The following is an 18,658-nucleotide window of genomic DNA, read 5'->3' as shown; positions in this document are numbered from 1 at the left end:
GAATCGGCCAAAGGCCGGTTCAGGCCGCCGCGCGGCGCCGCGCCAACATCTCCCGATAGACCCGTCCCAGGCGCTCGACATGGCGCGCCAGCGTCGGCGGATCGCTCCAGAATTGGTCATAGGCGGCGTCGGACATCCGCGCGACCAGCGCGTCGTCCCGGGCCATTTCCAGCGCCCGCGCCAGTCTATCCGCATTGGCGCTCTCGAACCACAGGCCGGTGACGCCATCTTCGACTTCCTCGCGTCCGGCGCAGCCGTCGGAGACGATGACCGGCGTTCCCATCGCCATGGCCTCCAACACGGTCAGCGGTTGGCCCTCGAACCACAGCGAGGGGAAAACCAGGATGCGGGCCTTGCGCATCAGCGCCTTGACCTCCAAAGGCGATTTCCAGCCAAGCAGCCGCGCTTCGGGATAGCGGGCGCGCAACGCCTCGGCTGCCGGGCCGTCGCCGGCGAAAACCGGAACGATCCCGGCTTTTCGCGCGGCTTCCGCGAAACAGAACAGCCCTTTTTCGGGCGACAGGCGTCCGACGAACAGGAAATCGCCGGAAGCCGGTTCGCTCTTGCGGCCGAGATCCACGCAATCGATCGGGTTGGAAAGGGCGTGGACGCGCGCGCCCAACGGCAGGCGGCCGGCGACGACGTTCTCCTGAAAGCGCGAGATCAGGATGAAATCGTCGAAAATCTCCGGCAGGCGGGCGACGCGCTGCATCACCGTCTGACGCAGGCCGCGCCAGATCTTGCGCGGATAGGTGCGGGAATCGCAATGGGTCGCCCAGCATTGCGGCGAGAGGGGCGCCAATTGGCAGACGTCATGGCGCTGGTAATCATAGAAGCCGCCATTGGGGCAGAACATGAAATATTCGTGCATCGTATAGATGGCGGGCAAGCCGGACCGCCGGATCGGCCGGGCGATCGAGGCTGACAGCGCCTTGGCCCAGCCATGGACATGGACAATGGTGTTTTCTCGCGGCAGCCGCGCCAACACCAGCCGCAATTGTTCGGCGGCGTGAAAATTCCATGTTCCCTGCAGCGCGGCGGCGGCTTTTGAGCTGTTGGCGAGCAGGTCGGGCTGGTCGAGGCAGACCACCTCGACTGCCGCCAGCGCCAGACGCGGATCGACCGGCGAAGCGGCGGCGAAGACCACAGGATTGAATCCCGCCCGCTTGAGGCCGAGCGCGCTTTCCAGCGCCACTTTCGCCTGGCCGCCGGTGACGGAGGCGTGATCGACCGCAAGGACGATATTGATCTTGGGTTCCGCTTCGCTCATGAATGCCCCCCGCGCCGGACCTGGACGCCCTGCCGGACCGATACAACCATGACGCGCAATTTCTTAGCCGATCGATAAAGGCCCCCCATGCAGAAAATCATCGACGCCCTGTCCGCGCTCGCCGGCCTGATGGGCGCGGGCGGAGTCGCGGCGGCGGCGGTCGCCGCCCATATCGGCGGCGGCGCGCGTCTGGCCAATGTCGCGATGATCCTGCTGGTCCATGCGGCGGCGGTGCTCGCCCTTTCCGCGCGGGCGAAGGAAACCTCGGGAAGCAGCCGGCTCTGGCTCGCCTCGGCGCTGGCGCTGGCCTTTGGCGCGACGCTGTTTTCCGCCGATGTCGCGCTCTTGACCTTGCGCGGCGCGCGGCTGTTCCCCATGGCCGCGCCGACCGGCGGCATGACCATGATCGCGGGCTGGCTCCTCGCCAGCGCCGCCGGCCTCGCCGGATTTTTCCGGCGCTACCGTTAATTAACGCCGCGCGCCTATACTTCCGGTTGCATTGACGCGCGGGCCGGAAATGAAGGTTGCAATCGTTCATGAATGGCTGGTGACGCGCGCGGGCTCGGAAAAGGTCGTGGAGGAGATCCTCGGCCTGTTTCCGGAGGCCGACCTTTTCACCCTGATCTGCGCCCTGCCCCCCGGCCAGGCCGATTTTTTGCGCGGTCGCAAGGTGACCACGAGTTTCTTGCAAAACATTTGGGGGGCGAAAACGCGGCATCGCCTGTTGATGCCGCTGATGCCCTGCGCCATCGAGCAATTCGACCTGTCCGGCTACGATCTGATCATTTCCTCGTCGCACGCCGTGGCCAAGGGCGTCATCACCGGACCGGATCAGGTCCACCTGTCCTATATTCATTCGCCGATGCGCTACGCCTGGGATCTTCAGCACACCTATCTCGCCGAATCCGGGTTTTCCCGAGGCTTTCGCTCCCTGCTGGCGCGCGCGCTGCTGCATTATCTGCGCCTGTGGGACGTGCGCACCGCCTATGGTCCGGACCGGATGATCGCCAATTCCGCCTATATCGCGCGGCGCATCGCCAAAGCCTATCGGCGCGAGGCCGACGTGGTTTACCCGCCCATCGATCTGGCGAACCTGCCTTTCGGCGCGCAGCGGGAAGGTTTCTACCTCGCGGCGTCGCGAATGGCGCCCTACAAGCGCATGGCGCTGATCGTCGCCGCCTTCGCTCTGATGCCGCAACGCCGGCTGGTGGTGATCGGCGACGGGCCGGAAATGGCGACGGTGCGCCGGATCGCGACCCCCAATGTCGAAATCCTGGGATTTCAGGACGACGCCAGCCTGCGGGACCACATGCGCCGCGCCCGCGCCTTCGTTTTCGCGGCGGAGGAAGATTTCGGCATCATGCCGGTCGAGGCGCAGGCCTGCGGCGCGCCGGTGATCGCCTTTGGACGTGGCGGCGCGCTCGAAACCGTGCTCGGGCCGGATCGGGCGCGGTCCACCGGTCTGTTTTTTTTCGAGCAGAGCGAGGTCGCGATTATCGAGGCGGTGGAGAAATTCGAGCGGCTTGGCGCCCGGTTCAGCCCGGAAAACTGCCGCGCCAACGCACAGCGTTTTTCCCGCGCTGTTTTCCGCGAGAAATTCATGGCCATCGTCGAGGCCGAAACCGCCCGCCTCGCCCCGCGCGGCGGCGAGGGCCAGGGCGCTCTCGCCAGCCGCCCGGTCACGGGACCCGCCATCGAACAAACCATGCCGGCGGACGCGAGGAAATCCCGGGTCGCGACCGCTCCGGTCCGGCGATGACACAAACTCCTTTTTTGCTGTTTGCGGCGGCAGTCCGGACGTTTATCGTGCCCGGATGAAATTCAATGTAAAATGGTTTCTGGCCGCCTTCGTCGCGCTCTTGGCCGCCCTGGCCGCCGCGCCCTGGACCGTGTCGCAAAACGCCCAGATTCTCGCCATCGAAAGCCAGATCGCGGGCGCCTCCGGCATGAGGCTGGCGTCACACGGGCGTTCGGTTTTCGCGGTGCTGCCGCGCCCGCATATCCGCATCTACGACGCCGAACTCGAACAGGGCTCAGGCGGGATGCAGATATCGACCTCCAGCCTGCGCGTCGATCTCGGCCTCGCTGGCCTTTTGACCGGCCGCCTCGAACTGGCGCGCGCTATCCTTGCCGACGCCGTCTTCACCATCGACCTGGCCCATGCCTTCTTCGCCCCAGCCGGCCAAACGCCCGGCGGTGTCGGATCGGCGCCGGAAATGGCGCTGGGAGAGGTGCAGGTCGTCGGCGGCAAGCTGCTGCTGCGCCGGCCGGGAGCGGAAAAGACCGATCTGGCGGCCGAGGCCATCGAGGCGCGTCTCGACTGGAGCCGCGCCGGCGCGCCTCTGTCGCTGATCGGCCATTGCCAGTTGCCTGCTTTCGGCGAGAATCGTCCACCGGCGCGGTTCGCGCTCTGGGCGGCGCAGCCCGACCAATGGCCGCGTGGCAAGGAAAGCAAGGTCACCCTGCGCGTCGACGCCGACGCCTTCCAGATCGACATCAACGGCGCCCTCGCCCTGGCGCCGCGCCCGCATTTCAAGGGACGGGTTTCGGGCGCCGCGCCCTCGCTTCGCCAGGCCGCGCAATGGCTCGACCTGACCCTGCCCCTGCCCGGCCGCTATGGCGCGCTCTCGATCAAGGGCGAGGCGATCCTCGATCCCGACCTCATCGCCTTTCCCGCCATCGCGGTATCGATTGACGGCAACGCCCTCGATGGCGCCGCTTCGATCCGTCTCGACGGACAACGGCCGTTGATCTCCGCCACCCTCGCGGGGGCTTCAGTCAATCTGGAGCCGCTGATCGAGGCCCTGCCCGCGGCCTCCGCCAGCGGCCAGTGGAGCCATGAAATTTTCTGGCCCTCGCATCTCGCCGCCGCCGATCTCGATCTGCGCCTGTCGGCTGCGCACGCCCGTCTCGGCGATTTCCAGTTCGACGACGCCGCCCTCTCCGCCATATTGAAAAACGGCCGGCTCGACCTGTCGCTGGCGCAGGCCTCGGCCTATTCGGGACAGGTCCGGGCGCGCGCCATCATCGCCGAAAACGCCGGTGGACTCGACATTCGCGGGTCGGCCTTCGCGGAAAAAGTCGATGTCGCCGCGCTGCTGTGGGACGGGTTCAAGCGCCAGTCGCTGAGCGGAACGGCGCGCGCCACCCTCAGTTTCGAAACCTCCGGCGACTCCTGGTATGAACTGGCGAGCCGCCTCGACGCGCGCGGCGAACTGGCGGTCGAGAAGGGCGAAATCTACGGGCTCGACCTCAGCCTCGCCTTCCGCCGCATGGAGCGCCGGCCGCTGACCGCCGGCGTCGAACTGCGTTCGGGCCGCACCGCCTTCGAGCAACTCGGCGCGAAATTCGGCATTCAACAAGGACAGGCCGACGTCGAGGAAGGGTTCGCGCGCGGCGAGCGCCTCACGGCCAATTTTTCCGGCAAGGCGCAAATCGCCGAACGAACCGTCGACCTGCGCGCCGTCGCCAGCCATCAGCCCCCCGGCGATCCCGACGCCAAACCGCTGCAACTGGGTTTCAACCTCTCGGGTGCGTGGGACGACGCAACCCTGGTCCCAGACGCCCTCGGGCTGATCCATCGTTCCGACGCGGCGGCCCCGCTCTTGCCCAAAAAACCGGCCCCGAACTGACGCCGCCTCTTGGCGGTTTCAGGCCCCTGCCGGCGGTTTGCCGTCCGGGCGGTCGATCGGCAAAGTGAATTCGAAAATCGAGCCGCGCGGCGCATTGGGACGGTAGGAAATGGCGCCATTGTGGCTTTCGACAATCGATTTGCTGATCGACAGGCCGACGCCCATGCCGAATTTCTTGGTGCTGTAAAACGGCGCGAAAAGTTGTTCGAGCGCTTCCTGATCGACGCCGGCGCCATTGTCGGCGACGCTGACGCGAACTTTGTCCGGCCCGTCGGCGGAGATTTCGATAAGAATTTCCGGCTCTGCCTCGTCGAACACCGCGTCGTCGGCGTTGCGCAACAGGTTGATCAACACCTGTCCAATCTGGGTGGCGTCGGCAAAGACCAGAAAGTCGCCGTCGCCCTTGGCCGGCGGAACATGCACAACCTCGGCGCGTGAACGCAACAGGGCCAGCCGGATCGCATCGTCGACCAGGTCGTGGATTCTCTCGGCCTTTTGTTCGGGCGGGCGCTTTTCGATGAAGCCGCGCAGGCGTTTCAATATTTCGGCGGCGCGGCGGGCCTGCGCCTCGATCTTGGCGATGAGGTCGGGTTCCGGCGACTTTCCGGTCGCTGCCATCGCGCGGCGGTGCGCCGCGGAGAAATTGAGGATCGCGGCGATGGGCTGGCCGACTTCATGGGCGAGGCTCGCGACGACCTCGCCCATGTCGTTGAGCCGGGCGATATGCACCAACTCATCGCGCAGGGCGTTGACGCGGCGCTTTTCCTCCTCTATCGGGCTGAGATCGCGCAGGAAGCCGACAAACAGCATGTTCTGGTCGATCGGGGCCTCGCAGATCGTCAGTTCGAGCGGGAAAGCCGAGCCGTCCTTGCGCTGGCCCTCGATCCTGCGCCGCAGTCCGGCGACCCTTTTGCCGCCCTCGCCATGGTCAGGGGCGAACGGCCTGTCCTGTTCCGCCAGATGAAGCTCCGAACGCAGCATCTGGACGTTGCGGCCAAGCAGTTCTTCCCTTTCATAGCCGAACATTTCCAGCGCCGTCGGATTTGCGGACTGGATCGCGCCGGAAGCGTCGAACGAAACGATCGCCTCCATCGCCGCATCGACGATGGCGTTGAGCCGCCTTTCGTTGGCGCGCAGGGCTTCCTGAATTCTAATCCGCTCGGTAATATCCTCGGCGAAGATGACGACTCCGCCAATGCCATCCTGCGCCAAGCGCCAGGGACGCACTTCCCAGCGCAGCCAAAGCTCGACGCCATCGCTGCGGACGAAAAGATCCTGTTCGTTTTCCACCGTTTCACCCGCCAGGGCGCGCTGGTGAGCCTGCCGCCATTCGTCCTTGATTCCCGGCGTCGAATCGTAATGCGACTTGCCGATGAGGTCGCGCGGCAGGCGATGGACGAGGCGCCATTGCGCGCTCGCGGCGACATAATGCATGTCGCGGTCGAACATGGCCATGGCCGCCGGCGCCTGTTCGACGAATTGCCCGAGCTGTTCGGCGTTGATGCGGATCAGGTCCTCGCCGGCGCGCCGCGCCCGGGCCAGATCGAACAGCAGCCGCGCCATGAAGATCACAACCATGCTGTTGAGGATGAAAACCCCGAGCAGCAACTGATTGGTCTGATCGTTCAGGGGCGGCAAAGACGCGGCGCCCAACCGCCAATGGTTGGCGAGGATCGCCAGCACCACAACCGCAAATGCTGGAATGGAGCCGAGCAGGACGGCGGTGACGGCTATGGCCGGATAAAAGGAGAAGTAGAACAGCCGATCGCCAAGCTGTTGGCTTACCGCAAGGCGAACCAGACAGGCGGCCACGGTGACCAGAACAGAGGCGACGATGCGCCAGTGCAGCGGCAGGCCTGTCAAGCCCTCGAAAAAGCGCAGGCCCAGCGCGCCGCCGGATCGCGACCCGGCTTCGGTGGGGGAATTTTCGCCGCTCAATGGATCGTCCTCCCCCAACGCCAGCCGAAGAGCCGGCCGGAGCGGCGCTGTTTGGTTCGGTCGACGCCGGAAAGCATCCCGTCCACGGCAAAGCGATAATTTATTGTCAGCCGATTCAACTTGTTGGCACGAAGTTCTGGAAAATTTCGTGCAATATGCATATGTAGCGGTTGCAAAAAAACCTCCGGCTTCCTGCCCTCACCGACCGGGCAGAGTAGCCGGCGTCCGCGCGCTTTTTGACGAAAGAGCCTGCCCATGCCCGATGAGCGAACGGTTCACATCATAGAGGACGATCCCGCCGTGCGCGAATCGCTGGCGCTGCTGCTGAAGGGCGACTCCCTCCCCGTCAGGCTTTACGCCTCGGCCCCGGAATTTCTCGAAAAGAATCCGGAGCCCAAGGGTTGCGTGGTCAGCGATATCGTCATGCCCGGCATGACTGGCCTCGAATTGCTGGAGGAAATGAAAAGCCGGCGCGTCCTGCTGCCGACTATCCTCATGACCGCCTACGCCGACGTGCCCCAGGCAGTCAAGGCGATGAAGCTCGGCGCGGTGGATTTCATCGAAAAGCCATTCGACGACGAATTGATCGTCTCGCTGGTGCGCTCGGCCCTGGCGCGGCGCGGCGATTGGCGCGTCGGCGATGCCGAGGCCCTGGCGGCGCGCGAAAAGCTCGGGGGGCTGAGCGTGCGCGAAAGGGATGTGCTGGCCGGACTGCTGAAGGGCAAGCTCAACAAGACGATCGCCTTCGAGTTGGGCATCAGCGTGCGCACGGTCGAAACGCATCGCGCCAATCTGATGGCCAAGGCTGAGGTGGCGAGCCTTTCGGAACTGGTCCGCATGTCATTGCTGGCGGAATCGGCGCCGGCCGCGAGTTGAAGCATTCGCGGTCGAGCAATGCGTCGGTCACGGCGCCTTGGCTGGCGCGGCGGACTTCTTCCCGACCGTCGCCATCGGGTCGGGAGGCAGGGCGGCGGCCGGAATGGCGTCGTCGGGAAGCCTTGTCCAGGTTTTGGTCTGCCCCAGCACCGGCATGCCGATATAGCCGTGCAGGAAAAGCTTCTGCCCATCCGGGCTGATTTCCATCTGGGCGTTATAGACCGAGCCGTCGCGCGGATCGAGAACATGGCCTTCGTCATATTTGAGGCCGTGGCGCTTCATGCCGGTCACGATGGTGAGGCCGAGCATGGGCGCGCCTTTCATCGCGCCGGGACAATTGACGCAGGTATCCACCGGATGGGCTTCGCCGGCCTTCTTGAACATCTTGACCAACCGTCCCTCGGCTACGCCGTTCTTTTCGGTGAAAAAGAACCAGCCGCTCGGATTGCCGTCGTCGGAAGTGGATTGCCAGAAACCGACGGCGCTCGGACCCGGCGGCGATTCGGCCAAAGCCCGACCGCCGCCAAACGCCAGCGCCGCAAGGACGGCGAGCAGCAAGCCTGCGATCGAAGGGGTACGGGAAAGTTTCGGTTTGACCGCGAAATCGGAAAACAGCCCCATCGTCAATCTCCTGCTGCGCCAATCCATCGACCGGCGGATCGCCGGAGCCGCCTGCAGACCGCAGCCCCGGCATGATGCGGCGCAAAAACCACGCCTGTGTTGGCTTTGGCGCCGCTACGAATCGCAATCCTGCAAAACTGTGCCCCAAGTCTGTGGAAAATTTCGGGCCAAAGCGCCGACAACCTACATGCCGTGACTTTCCAGCACGGCGCGGCAATTGACGGATAGTCGGGCGCGGTTGGCCTGGAGGCAAGCGAGAAATTCGCCGTCGCCGGCGTCGGCTCGAATCTTATGGCAGAAGCGGCGCACATCCGGCCGGCAGGCGTCCTGCTGTTCCGCCGTGCCCGAACCGGCGAGGGCCGGGGCTGCGGCCGCAAGCAGCAGTGGCAGCAGAATAAGCCTGAATTTCATGCCCATTTTCCTCGTCATAAGACCTTGTTCATGAGAGTTCGTCCGGGTCGGCGGCCGTCTCTCTCGGCTTGCCCATCAGTATCGGCTGGAACAGCACAGCGGCGGCCAGGGTACAGACCAGCGACAACGCGAGCAGCTTGCCCATGCTCGACGTGCCGGGATGGCTCGAAAACCATAGGCTGCCGAAAGCCGTGGCCGTAGTCGCCGCCGAAAACATCACCGCGCGGGTCAAGCTGGTCTGCAACAGGTTGGTCTGCCCCTCTCGCCAGGCCATGATGTAGTAAATCTTGAACGCGACTCCAACTCCGAGCAGCAGCGGCAAGGCGATGATATTGGCGAAATTGAGCGGCATGCCGATCAGAACCGTGATCTCCAGCGTCACCACGCCCGCGAGAATCAGCGGAATCAGCGTCAGGGCCACATCGCTCACGCGGCGAAGCACCACAAAGAGCAGAAGCGCGATCGACAGCATCGCCCATGCCCCGGCCTCGAAAAAGGCGCGCACGATGGTGTCGCCCGCCTGCAAGATCGACACCGGCCCCTCGGTCGCGTCGGGCTCGACCTTGAGCACGGCGCGGGCGAACTGGCGCAAAACCTCGTTGTCGTCCGAAAGATTGCTGGGGGCAATGGACAGCCGCGCCGCGCCGTTGGCGGCGATCCAGTCGCGCTTGAGTTCCGGCGGCAGCGTCGCCAGAGTCACGGGCTCGGCGGCCAGCGCCGCGCGCAGCCCCTCGAGATCGAGACTCAAAGGCTGAAGCAGCGCCATGGCGACCTGCTCGCGCTGGCCGGGATTTTCACGCGACAGCGCGCCGAGCGCCAGCGCCAGGCGCTTCGCCGCCGCGATCCCCTTGGTCTGCCCGCTGTTGTGCGGATCGTCGGCGGCCTCGACGAGGCGTTCCGCCGCCTCCTTGAGCGCGTCGATATTTTCCGAGTCGGTCGGCGGCGTCTCGGTCCGCGCCGGCGAAAGCGCCGGGCCCAGGATTTTGGCGGCGGCGGCGATCAGCGGCAGTTTCATCTCCTGCTGTTCGGGGACGAAATTCGACAGCGTGCGCGCCTGGGCGACCTCGGGCAATTGCGCGACGACAAGGCCGCGCCGGTCCGCCTCGCTCAGCGAAGGCGCGAGAACCTCGATGGAATTGACCCCGGCCTGCGGATCGCGCGACAATTCGAGATAGGTCGCCACCGCCTCCGTTCGCTGGTCGCGCAGGTTGATCGGGTTGAAATCGAAGCGCAGCCGGGTGAACAGCGGCAGGCCGGCGACCACGGCCACGCCGGTCGTCACGAGGATCGCCTTGCGATGGCGCGCCATCCACGCGTCGACGGGCGCGAGCGCGGCATAGCCGAGCGGCTCCGGCTCGCCGGGGGCCCCGAACAACACAATCAGCGCCGGCAGCAATGTCACCGAGACCCCGAAGGCGATCAGCATGCCGACGCCGGCGATCAGCCCGAGTTCGGACACACCCTTGTAATCGGTGGGCAGGAAGGAGAGAAAGCCGGCGGCGGTGGCGAGGCCGGCAAGGGTCAGCGGCGCTCCGACATGCAGGCCGGCGCGCTTCACCGCCTCGGCGACATTATCGATTTCGTGCCTCTCGGCGCGGGCGCGCACCGCGAATTGAATGCCGAAATCTATGCCTATGCCGACAAACAGCACGGCGAAATAGACCGAAATCAGGTTGAACGCGCCGACCATGGCGAGACCGACCGCCGCCGTGATCGCCAGTCCGACCACGATATTGAGCGCGACCGCGCCGATCAGCCGCCAGGAGCGCAGCGCGCGCCACAAGATCAGCAGCACAATGGCGGCGGTGATGAGTCCATTGCGCGCGGCGTTTTCCTTGATCGTGCCGAATTCCTCGTCGGCCATCGCGACCGGGCCGGTGAGCCGCACCCGCGCATGATATAGCGGCGCCACTTCGGCGGCGGTCGCTCGCAGCGCCTCGCTGGCGCCGAGCCCCGGCTGCACCTGAGCGAAATCGAGCACCGGGCGAATCTGGATCACCTCGCGCAACTCGCTGGCCGTCGCCGGGCGTCCCTGGGCGAGGACGCGCCATGAAAAAAAGGCGGGACGCCCCGCCAGTTCCGCCTCGACCGTGGCGGAGGCCGCGTCGAACAGGCCCGCCATGCCGTCGAGCGTCGTTCGCCCGGCATTGACCCCGATCAGCCCGTCTTCGAGACCCGCGACAAGGCCGCGCAGGCTCATGTCGGAGGCGAGATCCTGGATCAGCGGCGCGCCTTCCTCCAACCCGGACAGGCTGGTCCGCAGGGCGTCCAGTGGCAGATACAACAGGCCGTTGCGGGCGAAAAACGCCGAACCGGCGAGATTGACGGCCTCGACGAAGTGCGTTTTGTCGGCCTGCAGACGCCGCGTCAATTCGGCGGCCGCCTGCGCCGTGAGTTCGGGCGTCGGCGCGTCGACCACGGCATAGAGCGCCTCGAAACGATGAAAGGCGTTTTCAATCGCCTTTTCGCGCTGTCGCCAGTCGAGATGCTCGGACAGCAGGGCGTTGGTGTCGGAAGTGATTTTGAAATGGACCGCCGCGTAGGCGGTCGCCAGCAGGCCGGCCAGCAACACGCCCGCCGTGACGACGCGGGCGTGACGGACGCAGAAGGCGATGAGCTTGGCAATGGAGGCAGTCAACATGGGGTCGCAACCTATGCGTAATAATCGACAGAACGCAAGGCGCCCCCCCTTCGCCCTTGCGGCGCGCCAAACGGCCCCTTGTGGCGCCGGAAGGCGGGCCGCCAGCGGCGGGCGCCGGAGCGCAACCTTTCCACAGGTCACCCACAGGGAATTTTTCGCGGCCAGGCCGTTTCGGAAAATTCGTTTAATTAATAGGCCTTAGCGGCCAATCCGCCAAAGCCCGAACGCCGCCGGGCAGCACCCGGCGCTTCGCCTTTCGCCCATCGGTAAATAAAATTAACGAATTTTAAGGCTGGAGACGGTTAGACGTTCTTATCAATTCGGGCGCGCCAAACGGTGGATCCCAGTGAAAAATCTCGCAAAATCGATGCAACTGACCGAAATGTCGCGACAGGCGCAAGCCTCGAACCCGGCATCTCACCCCTCCACGGGTGGCGAAACCGCGCTTTTCGAAACACTACTGGCGAGCGGCGGCGATGAAAGGCTGGGCCATGAACCCAAGACCGGACGCAACGGACTCGGCTTCTCCGCCGGCCCCGAGGGGAGCGAAATCTTCCTGTCCTCGGCGACGGCGACCGCCGTCTCGCCGCATGGCAAAGCTGCGGCCCTGCGGGCGTTCGAACTGACGATGCGCGCAAAAGAACGCCATGGTGGCAAGGACGGCAAGTCCCTTCCCGCCTGGTTCGACGACATCCGGCGGCGGCTGTTCGATCTATTTTCCCCGCCCGGCGGCGAAATAGCGCTTTGCGCCTCAAGCGCCGAGGCCGAACTGATCCTGCTCGCAATGGCACAGAAGCTTCTTGTCCGTCCGCTGACCAACCTCGTCGTCGCGTCGCGCGAAGCCGACACGGGCGTCGCGCTCGCCGCCGATGGCCGGCATTTCCTCGGCTCCGCCCCCTTCGCATCGCAGGTTTCAAGCGGCGCGGCGCTCGCGGGCTTTCCGGTCGCCGGACGGCAATTGGAGCGTTTCGAATTGCGCGACCGTTATGGCGCGCCGTTGGAGGCCGCCGAAATCGAAGGACAAGTCACGGCACAGGTCACGGTGCTGGTCGCGGCCGGCCGGGATGTGATTCTGCATATCGCCGATTGTTCGGAAACCGGCCAGTCCGGCCCGTCGCGTCGCGCGGCGGCGGCGCTCGCCCGGGCTTTCCCCGAAAACCTGCTGGTCGTGGTGGACGCCGGGCAATTGCGCTGCCCGCGCGAGACCCTTCGCGCCGACCTCGACGCCGGTTGCATCGTGCTGCTGAGCGGATCGAAATTCGCCGGCGGACCGCCTTTTTCTGGCGCCGTGCTGGTTCCGCCGGCGCTCGCCGCGCGCCTCAAGGACATGGTTCTGCCGGAAGGCCTCGCCGATTATTCGGCGGCGCTCGACTGGTCGCCGCTGCTGCGCGAAAATCTGCGCGGAAATTTTTCGACACTTGCCAATATCGGACTCGGCCTGCGCTGGGAATGCGCACTGGCGGAACTCGAAGCCTATTTCGCCCTCGACGCCGCCTTGCGCGAGCGGATCGCCGCGCGTTTTGCGCAGGAGGTCCATTCCCATCTTGCGGCGTCGCCGCAATTGAAACTCGCCGACTACGATTGGCGTCCAAACGCCCATGTCCGGACAATATTTCCGATCCTGACTTTCGACGATCGCGGCGCCGCCATTTCGGCCGAAAAGCTTTTTCGCGCCTTGCGCAACCCTAAAACGACTCAGGCGACGCCTGCAACCGCGCGACCCGGACGGCGGCCCAAGAAATGGCCCGAGAAATGGCCCAGGCAATCGCGCCTCCACTTCGAGCGCAGCCATGGCCAGAGGATCATCCATCTTGGCGAACCCGTCGCCATAGGCCAGATGCAGGCCTTGCGCCTCTGCCTGTGCGCCGCGCAGGTCAATGATGTCGCGCGGCGCCTCGCCGGAGGAGAAAAGTTCGATTACGCCTTCCAGCCTTTGGCGGACGATCTTGCCGAAACGTTCGGCCGCTGGAACGATCTCGCCACGCACGACCCGAGCTATCTCGAAAAAGCCTGAACCGGACGATCATGCCCTTTGTCTCGCTGGCGAAGGCGGCGTCAGTCTGCGCCGCTCCAGTCCGAGCGGACGACATCGCTTTTCTCAAGAGCCGACGGTATCAGGCCGCCTTGCTTGCTGGGCGTCCCTTGCCCGTAAGCCGACGGAACAACGCGCCGACGCCGATCAGGATCACGTCGAGCAGAAAGAACAGGGCGAGCGCGACGGCAAACAGCAGGAAGCCGGTGAGATCGTGAAACACGCCCTCGACCGCTTCGACCCCGAAATAATAGGCGATCAGGATCAGCGCCAGCACCCGAACGAAATTGGCTGCTACCGTGATCGGGATGATCGAGGCCAGCATGACGGCCACGCGCACCGGAGAATTGCGGATGAATTCGTGGACGTAGAAAAAGCCGATCGCCGAAAGCGCGAAAACCGAGTTCATCCCGGAACAGGCGTCCTTGACCATTAGCTGATAGGGCCCGACCATGATCATCACGCCATTCTGGGCAATGGGGAAATCCAGGCGATAGAGCAGTTCGGTAGCCCAGTCGGAAACGATCAGCTTCATCGGGACGGTGAAAATATCCATCATCCAGCCGGGAGGCGGCACCGCGAACAGCAGGAAGGCGATCGGAAAGGCAAAGGCTTTCAACCCCTGCCAGCCCGAGACCAGCAGCACGGCCCCGCAGATGATCGGGATTTGCGCCGCTGTTTCGAGCATCAGCACGTCCTGCGAGCGCATCACCACCAGAACCGCCAGTCCCAGCAACAGGACCAGCCATCCCGCGACATAGGCCGGCCGGGAATTTTCGGGGCGGAAGTTCCGATAGGCCTGCCAGGCCAGCCAGCCTGCCGCCGCGATCACGATCGGACCATGCCCCTCCTGCTCGGTTTGCCAGGGACCGTTGTAGAGCCGGATCAAGGTGGGAATGAAAGCTGCGAAAACGGCGGCGCCCATGGCCAAGCTCGGCCACGAAGCCGAAAGCCGGGCGCCCAATCCGACTGAAGCCTCTATGCCTTTACGATCTGTCAGCGCCATCGTTCCTCGCCCGAGCGGCGCACGGGGCGCCCAATAAATTCATCGTTTTGAACATTCGTTTTGAAAAGTCCGGTCGATCCAAACCTCTTCAATCCAAACCTCTTAGACCCAAACCTCGTCTATCCAGGCGCTGAATTCGCCATTTCCCGCTGCCTCGACCGCCGATGCCTTCCCCGCCGATCGTTCAGACAACGCTCAAAGATGCGCCCGCGCCAAGCTTCGTCCTGACTTTGCCGCCGTGCAACCGACTTTCACTCGGCGGGACCGGAAAAACAGCACAGTTTATAACCAAACCAATGCGCTGCGTCCATCGTGAATACCCGTTCAAGCGTCATTCCTTTTGTGGCATAAGTATTTTTACGGATGGAGCAAGGCTTTTTTCGGGCCGGGTCCGCAATCGGCTTTTTCGCGGCCCAGTCACAGCATAGATTAGGCTTCCGATCCGCTGGAATGCCCGGACCGTCGCCCAGGCGGCGACCGCACAGCCGCTCCTGCCGTAAAACAATGAAATATAAACCGGTATCGCCGCCGACAAGGGGTCGGCAGCCAATCGCTTTCACGACTGTCGCCGCCAGATTCGCGTGACAAACAGGACGCTTTCTAAGTTTTATACAATAATACATAATATTTATGCTTATTTGTCACATTTTATTTTATTTTTTTGCAAAATTTCATTGATATTTCATATATTTTACCTTATCATAAATATATTAATCCCTTCAATTGAAAGAATACGTGATGCAAGGCGCATGACATAATTTTATATTTTTACTTACACAATTTTCAACAGGCACAAGCTAATTTTTGAACAACAGCAAGCCCGATAGCCAAACCATTTTCGGCTTGCGATCCCCAATAGTGAGGATTTCCCATGTTGTCATCATCCCTACGCTCGCCAATGCTCGAAGCGGCGCGCATCCTGGCATGGCCCGTCAAATGGCGGGCGGAAGGCCTCGAAACCGGCGCCTTTGCGTTCCAATTCGGAGCGCGGGAAACGAAAATCCAGTTCGCGCCGCACCGCGCGGTCACAAGCTACGCGGATTACCGCAAGCTCGGCGCCGGCAAAGGCTGGCTGTTCGGCTGAGACACCGCAACCTGAGCCGGCCGGCGGGCGCCGCAAGCCTCATTCGCGCTACTCCCGGTTGTGTCCCGCCTGCCCGAAAGCTCCGGCCAAGGCCCCTCTCGCGCTCCGCAGCGCGGGAATCGCGAAGGGCCTCAGACGCGGCCGATGCTTGCGTATCGGAAGCCGCGCCGACGCAATTCCTCCGGGCGGTACACATTACGCAGATCGACCATGGTCGGGCTGGCCAGTTCCTGCTTGAGACGGTCCAGGTCGAGAGCGCGGAAGGCGTCCCATTCGGTCACGATCACCAAAGCTTCCGCGCCCCTGGCGCAGGAATAGGGATCGTCGCAGAAAGTCACATTCGGCATCAGCGGCTTTGCCTGCTCCATGGCGACAGGGTCGAAAGCGCGCACCCGGGCGCCGGAATCCTCCAGCGCCGTGACCAGCGCGAGCGACGGCGCGTCGCGCATGTCGTCGGTATTGGGCTTGAACGACAGGCCCAGCAAGGCGATGGACTTGCCGCGGACCGATCCGTCGCAGGCGGCGACGACCTTTTTGGCCATGCCGCGCTTGCGCTGCTCGTTGACCAGAGCCACGGTTTCAATGATGCGCAGCGGCGAGTCGTAGTCATGGCCGGTCTTGACGATCGCCGTCGTATCCTTAGGGAAACAAGAGCCGCCGTAACCGGGACCGGCGTGAAGGAACTTCGAGCCGATGCGATTGTCCATGCCGATGCCGCGCGCGAGATCCTGCACATTGGCGCCGGTTTTCTCGCACAGGTCGGCCATTTCGTTGATGAAGGTGATCTTGGTCGCCAGAAAGGCGTTGGCGGCATATTTGATCAGTTCGGAGGTCCGCCGGTCGACGAAGAACAGCGGGGGACGGTTGAGATTCAGCGGTCGGTAGACTTCGCTCATCACGTCGCGCGCGCGCGGATCCAGGGTGCCGATGATGACCCGGTCCGGCCGTTTGAAATCGTCGATCGCCGCACCTTCGCGCAAGAACTCCGGATTTGAGACCACGACGAAATCGGCGTCGGGCCGCGCGCTCGAAATGATGCGCTCGACCTCGTCGCCGGTGCCGACCGGAACAGTCGATTTGGTGACGACGACAGTGAACCCCTTGATCGCCGCAGCTATTTCCCTTGCGACGGCATAGACATAGGAGAGATCCGCATAGCCGTCGCCGCGCCGCGACGGGGTGCCGACGGCGATGAAGACGGCGTCGGATTCAGCCACCGCCGTCGGCAGGTCCGTCGAGAAAACCAGCCGCTGCTGCTTGACGTTGCGCGCGACAAGATCGTCGAGCCCCGGTTCGTAAATCGGAATTTCGCCGCGGCGCAACGCCTCGATTTTCGACGCATCCTTGTCCACGCAGGTCACGATATGGCCGAAATCGGCAAAACATACGCCGGAAACAAGGCCCACATAACCAGAGCCAATGAGCGATATTTTCATTTCGATCCATTTCGTGACGCCGGCAGCGAATGCGGCGGGTGAGACGGCGAGGCGCTGAACCTTCCGCGCGTTCGCGGCGAACCGCCCTTGCGCCGCAAGGCGCGCGCACTCATCCATTCAGCGCAATTTTTACAGCCAAATGACAGCGGGGCCGTCAACGCTAAATTCCGAAACCGTTGCGTCGCGTCCGGGTGCGCGCACGATCCGGCCGACCGGGAAGGCATCGAGCCCGTTCAAAAAAACTCAACAAAGGAATGGGTTCCAGGACTTCCCAACAGCGTTCAAAACACTTCCGTTCACCGAACGTGCTCCAGGTCTTCTGATAGCTGGCGTCTTGTTCGCTAACGCGCCCTTGGGATCACGCCAAACGACATCCACCTTGTTTGAAAAAACTACCGAAAACATTTTCAGGCCTATGGCGCCCCGCGGTTCTCGTCCAAAAATCCCACTCTTTTCGTTAATAGGCTTGAACCTCAAAATGACGTGTCTGCGGGTCGCTTGCCGGCGCGGTTCCGGGGAGAGAGAAAATCCGCTCTCCCCCCGGATTGATTCCGCCGCGCTGGTTGGCGTCGCTATTTCGCCGGCGCGCCGGCGGGCGCGGCATCTTTCGACGCATCCTTGGGCGACGCGTCTTTCGACCCATCCTTGGCCGCATCACTCATTATCTTTGCGTAATTGCCCTCATAGGTCGCCGATTTGAGGGCGTCCGCGCTGACCTGCTGGGAAAGGGTCTCTGCTTTTTCCTTGCCGATCAACTGACGCGCCAGATTATTGGCGTCCGCTCCGGTCAATGGCTTGTTTTGCGTTTCCGTGATCTTGAAGAAGACGCCACCGCCGCCTGTCCGGACGAAGAAAACGTCATCGCTATTTTTGGACTGCAATTGCTGCAACACCTGAGGCGGAAGACTGGCGCTGTCGAGCGCGCCCGTGGAGCGCCGGAACGCGATCTTCAGTCCGGTCAGCGCCTGATCTACCTGCGCCAACGACTTGGCGTCCTTGGTGGCGGCTCCAAGCTCCGCCGTCAGGGCCTGCGGGGGAATCTCGATCTGGTCGGTGAGGAAAACCACCCGCTTGGCGAATTGCGTCGGATGCGCGGTAATATATTGATCGAGGTCGGACTGGCCGACGCCCGCCACCAAACCGGAAAGCCTCCGCTGCATCAGGGAGCGCGCGAGCATCTGCTCCTTGTCGCGCAACAAATCCAGCTGAATCGTCGGCTCGCGATCGATCTTCGCGGCGACGGCCTGGCGAGCGACCGCTTTTCGCGTCACGATTTCCATGAGAGCCCTCTTCGTGACCCCATCGTCGCGCTTGTCGGCGGGAACATTGGCCAGCCGGAATTCGTTTTCGAGTTCCTGCAGAGTGACCTCGTCCTGGCCTACGTGGGCGATCACTTGGCCGACCGGATGTTCCGCGTTCTTTTTTCCGCATCCGGCGAGCAACAAAATCGCGACCGACGCGGCGACCAGCGCCCCCCTGGACATAGTGCCAGATGTTTTGAACCTGAACGCCATTTTTTGCGACTCCCTGAATCACAGCGGCCGGTGAGGCGAGAAGACCGCCCGTACTTTGTTATGACCAAGCCAATAAAGACCAGAACGGCTGTCGTCTACCGTCGAATGACCGAAACCACAACAAAAATCATCTTTTTGCCTGCGTCACGCCGCCCGCCCGCTCCATGGTTTCGTCGCCTGTCATCGCCCTTATTCCG

The 18,658-nt window shown here is 63.5% G+C and carries 15 protein-coding genes; 6 read left to right on the top strand and 9 right to left on the bottom strand.

The window, feature by feature from the left end; all coding sequences use genetic code 11:
* Positions 1-19: 19 nt before the first annotated feature.
* Positions 20-1,270 (bottom strand): glycosyltransferase family 4 protein, encoded by a 1,251-nt coding sequence (locus QZY01_RS20005; RefSeq protein WP_294540709.1) that lies wholly within the window; start codon positions 1,268-1,270, stop codon positions 20-22.
* 87 nt (positions 1,271-1,357) lie between these two features.
* On the opposite strand from QZY01_RS20005, the gene QZY01_RS20000 reads away from it, so the two are divergent.
* From QZY01_RS20000 to QZY01_RS19990, 3 genes are read left to right on the top strand one after another with little or no spacing between them, the layout of a single operon-like run.
* Positions 1,358-1,738: a DUF423 domain-containing protein gene (locus tag QZY01_RS20000; protein ID WP_294540707.1), complete on the top strand. Its 381-nt coding sequence runs from the start codon at positions 1,358-1,360 to the stop codon at positions 1,736-1,738.
* A 49-nt stretch (positions 1,739-1,787) separates the two neighbouring features.
* Complete coding sequence (locus QZY01_RS19995) at positions 1,788-3,029, top strand: glycosyltransferase family 4 protein (protein ID WP_294540705.1); 1,242 nt, start codon at positions 1,788-1,790, stop codon at positions 3,027-3,029.
* Between the two features lie 55 nt (positions 3,030-3,084).
* Positions 3,085-4,902 carry an AsmA-like C-terminal region-containing protein gene (locus QZY01_RS19990; protein ID WP_294540703.1) on the top strand — a complete coding sequence of 606 codons (1,818 nt, stop codon included), beginning with the start codon at positions 3,085-3,087 and terminating at the stop codon, positions 4,900-4,902.
* Between the two features lie 18 nt (positions 4,903-4,920).
* Here QZY01_RS19990 and QZY01_RS19985 read toward each other — a convergent pair whose 3' ends face one another.
* Entirely contained in the window at positions 4,921-6,840 is a 1,920-nt protein-coding gene (locus tag QZY01_RS19985) for a PAS domain S-box protein (protein ID WP_294540701.1), read from the bottom strand.
* A 255-nt stretch (positions 6,841-7,095) separates the two neighbouring features.
* Between QZY01_RS19985 and QZY01_RS19980 the strand changes: the two genes are divergently transcribed.
* Positions 7,096-7,716 carry a response regulator gene (locus tag QZY01_RS19980; RefSeq protein WP_294540699.1) on the top strand — a complete coding sequence of 207 codons (621 nt, stop codon included), beginning with the start codon at positions 7,096-7,098 and terminating at the stop codon, positions 7,714-7,716.
* A 27-nt stretch (positions 7,717-7,743) separates the two neighbouring features.
* On the opposite strand, the gene QZY01_RS19975 is transcribed toward QZY01_RS19980, so the two are convergent.
* The 3 genes from QZY01_RS19975 to QZY01_RS19965 form a co-directional block, all read right to left on the bottom strand.
* Positions 7,744-8,337, bottom strand: coding sequence for a DUF2147 domain-containing protein (locus QZY01_RS19975; protein ID WP_294540697.1), 594 nt, complete (start codon positions 8,335-8,337; stop codon positions 7,744-7,746).
* Positions 8,338-8,520: 183 nt separating this feature from the next.
* Positions 8,521-8,748, bottom strand: a complete 228-nt coding sequence (locus tag QZY01_RS19970) for a cysteine rich repeat-containing protein (RefSeq protein ID WP_294540695.1) — start codon at positions 8,746-8,748, stop codon at positions 8,521-8,523.
* A 28-nt stretch (positions 8,749-8,776) separates the two neighbouring features.
* On the bottom strand, positions 8,777-11,389 hold the full coding sequence (locus QZY01_RS19965) for an MMPL family transporter (RefSeq protein WP_294540693.1): 2,613 nt from the start codon (positions 11,387-11,389) through the stop codon (positions 8,777-8,779).
* 346 nt (positions 11,390-11,735) lie between these two features.
* On the opposite strand from QZY01_RS19965, the gene QZY01_RS19960 reads away from it, so the two are divergent.
* Complete coding sequence (locus QZY01_RS19960; RefSeq protein ID WP_294540691.1) at positions 11,736-13,403, top strand: hypothetical protein; 1,668 nt, start codon at positions 11,736-11,738, stop codon at positions 13,401-13,403.
* 100 nt (positions 13,404-13,503) lie between these two features.
* Here QZY01_RS19960 and xrt read toward each other — a convergent pair whose 3' ends face one another.
* Together xrt and QZY01_RS19950 are read right to left on the bottom strand one after the other, a co-directional pair.
* Positions 13,504-14,346 (bottom strand): exosortase, encoded by an 843-nt coding sequence (gene xrt, locus QZY01_RS19955; RefSeq protein WP_294540689.1) that lies wholly within the window; start codon positions 14,344-14,346, stop codon positions 13,504-13,506.
* 332 nt (positions 14,347-14,678) lie between these two features.
* A complete protein-coding gene (locus QZY01_RS19950) occupies positions 14,679-14,987 on the bottom strand; it encodes a hypothetical protein (RefSeq protein ID WP_294540686.1) in 309 nt (102 codons plus the stop codon).
* A gap of 311 nt (positions 14,988-15,298) precedes the next feature.
* On the opposite strand from QZY01_RS19950, the gene QZY01_RS19945 reads away from it, so the two are divergent.
* Entirely contained in the window at positions 15,299-15,511 is a 213-nt protein-coding gene (locus tag QZY01_RS19945) for a hypothetical protein (RefSeq protein ID WP_294540684.1), read from the top strand.
* Positions 15,512-15,642: 131 nt separating this feature from the next.
* On the opposite strand, the gene QZY01_RS19940 is transcribed toward QZY01_RS19945, so the two are convergent.
* Together QZY01_RS19940 and QZY01_RS19935 are read right to left on the bottom strand one after the other, a co-directional pair.
* Entirely contained in the window at positions 15,643-16,947 is a 1,305-nt protein-coding gene (locus QZY01_RS19940; RefSeq protein ID WP_294540682.1) for a UDP-glucose/GDP-mannose dehydrogenase family protein, read from the bottom strand.
* Positions 16,948-17,519: 572 nt separating this feature from the next.
* A complete protein-coding gene (locus tag QZY01_RS19935; RefSeq protein WP_294540680.1) occupies positions 17,520-18,461 on the bottom strand; it encodes a hypothetical protein in 942 nt (313 codons plus the stop codon).
* Positions 18,462-18,658 lie beyond the last annotated feature (197 nt).

Origin of the sequence: uncultured Rhodoblastus sp., from assembly GCF_903903185.1 — a bacterium.
Lineage (GTDB): Bacteria > Pseudomonadota > Alphaproteobacteria > Rhizobiales > Beijerinckiaceae > Rhodoblastus.
Note: the sequence above shows the minus strand (reverse complement) of the source record. Positions and strands in the feature narration are given on the sequence as shown.

Bases quoted from the DNA above. Each gene is read 5' to 3' on its own strand.
- QZY01_RS20005 (WP_294540709.1), bottom strand. From the start codon at position 1,270: ATGAGCGAAGCGGAACCCAAGATCAATATCGTCCTTGCGGTCGATCAC.
- QZY01_RS20000 (WP_294540707.1), top strand. From the start codon at position 1,358: ATGCAGAAAATCATCGACGCCCTGTCCGCGCTCGCCGGCCTGATGGGC.
- QZY01_RS19995 (WP_294540705.1), top strand. From the start codon at position 1,788: ATGAAGGTTGCAATCGTTCATGAATGGCTGGTGACGCGCGCGGGCTCG.
- QZY01_RS19990 (WP_294540703.1), top strand. From the start codon at position 3,085: ATGAAATTCAATGTAAAATGGTTTCTGGCCGCCTTCGTCGCGCTCTTG.
- QZY01_RS19980 (WP_294540699.1), top strand. From the start codon at position 7,096: ATGCCCGATGAGCGAACGGTTCACATCATAGAGGACGATCCCGCCGTG.
- QZY01_RS19975 (WP_294540697.1), bottom strand. From the start codon at position 8,337: ATGGGGCTGTTTTCCGATTTCGCGGTCAAACCGAAACTTTCCCGTACC.
- QZY01_RS19970 (WP_294540695.1), bottom strand. From the start codon at position 8,748: ATGAAATTCAGGCTTATTCTGCTGCCACTGCTGCTTGCGGCCGCAGCC.
- QZY01_RS19965 (WP_294540693.1), bottom strand. From the start codon at position 11,389: ATGTTGACTGCCTCCATTGCCAAGCTCATCGCCTTCTGCGTCCGTCAC.
- xrt (WP_294540689.1), bottom strand. From the start codon at position 14,346: ATGGGCGCCGCCGTTTTCGCAGCTTTCATTCCCACCTTGATCCGGCTC.
- QZY01_RS19945 (WP_294540684.1), top strand. From the start codon at position 15,299: ATGTTGTCATCATCCCTACGCTCGCCAATGCTCGAAGCGGCGCGCATC.
- QZY01_RS19940 (WP_294540682.1), bottom strand. From the start codon at position 16,947: ATGAAAATATCGCTCATTGGCTCTGGTTATGTGGGCCTTGTTTCCGGC.
- QZY01_RS19935 (WP_294540680.1), bottom strand. From the start codon at position 18,461: ATGGCGTTCAGGTTCAAAACATCTGGCACTATGTCCAGGGGGGCGCTG.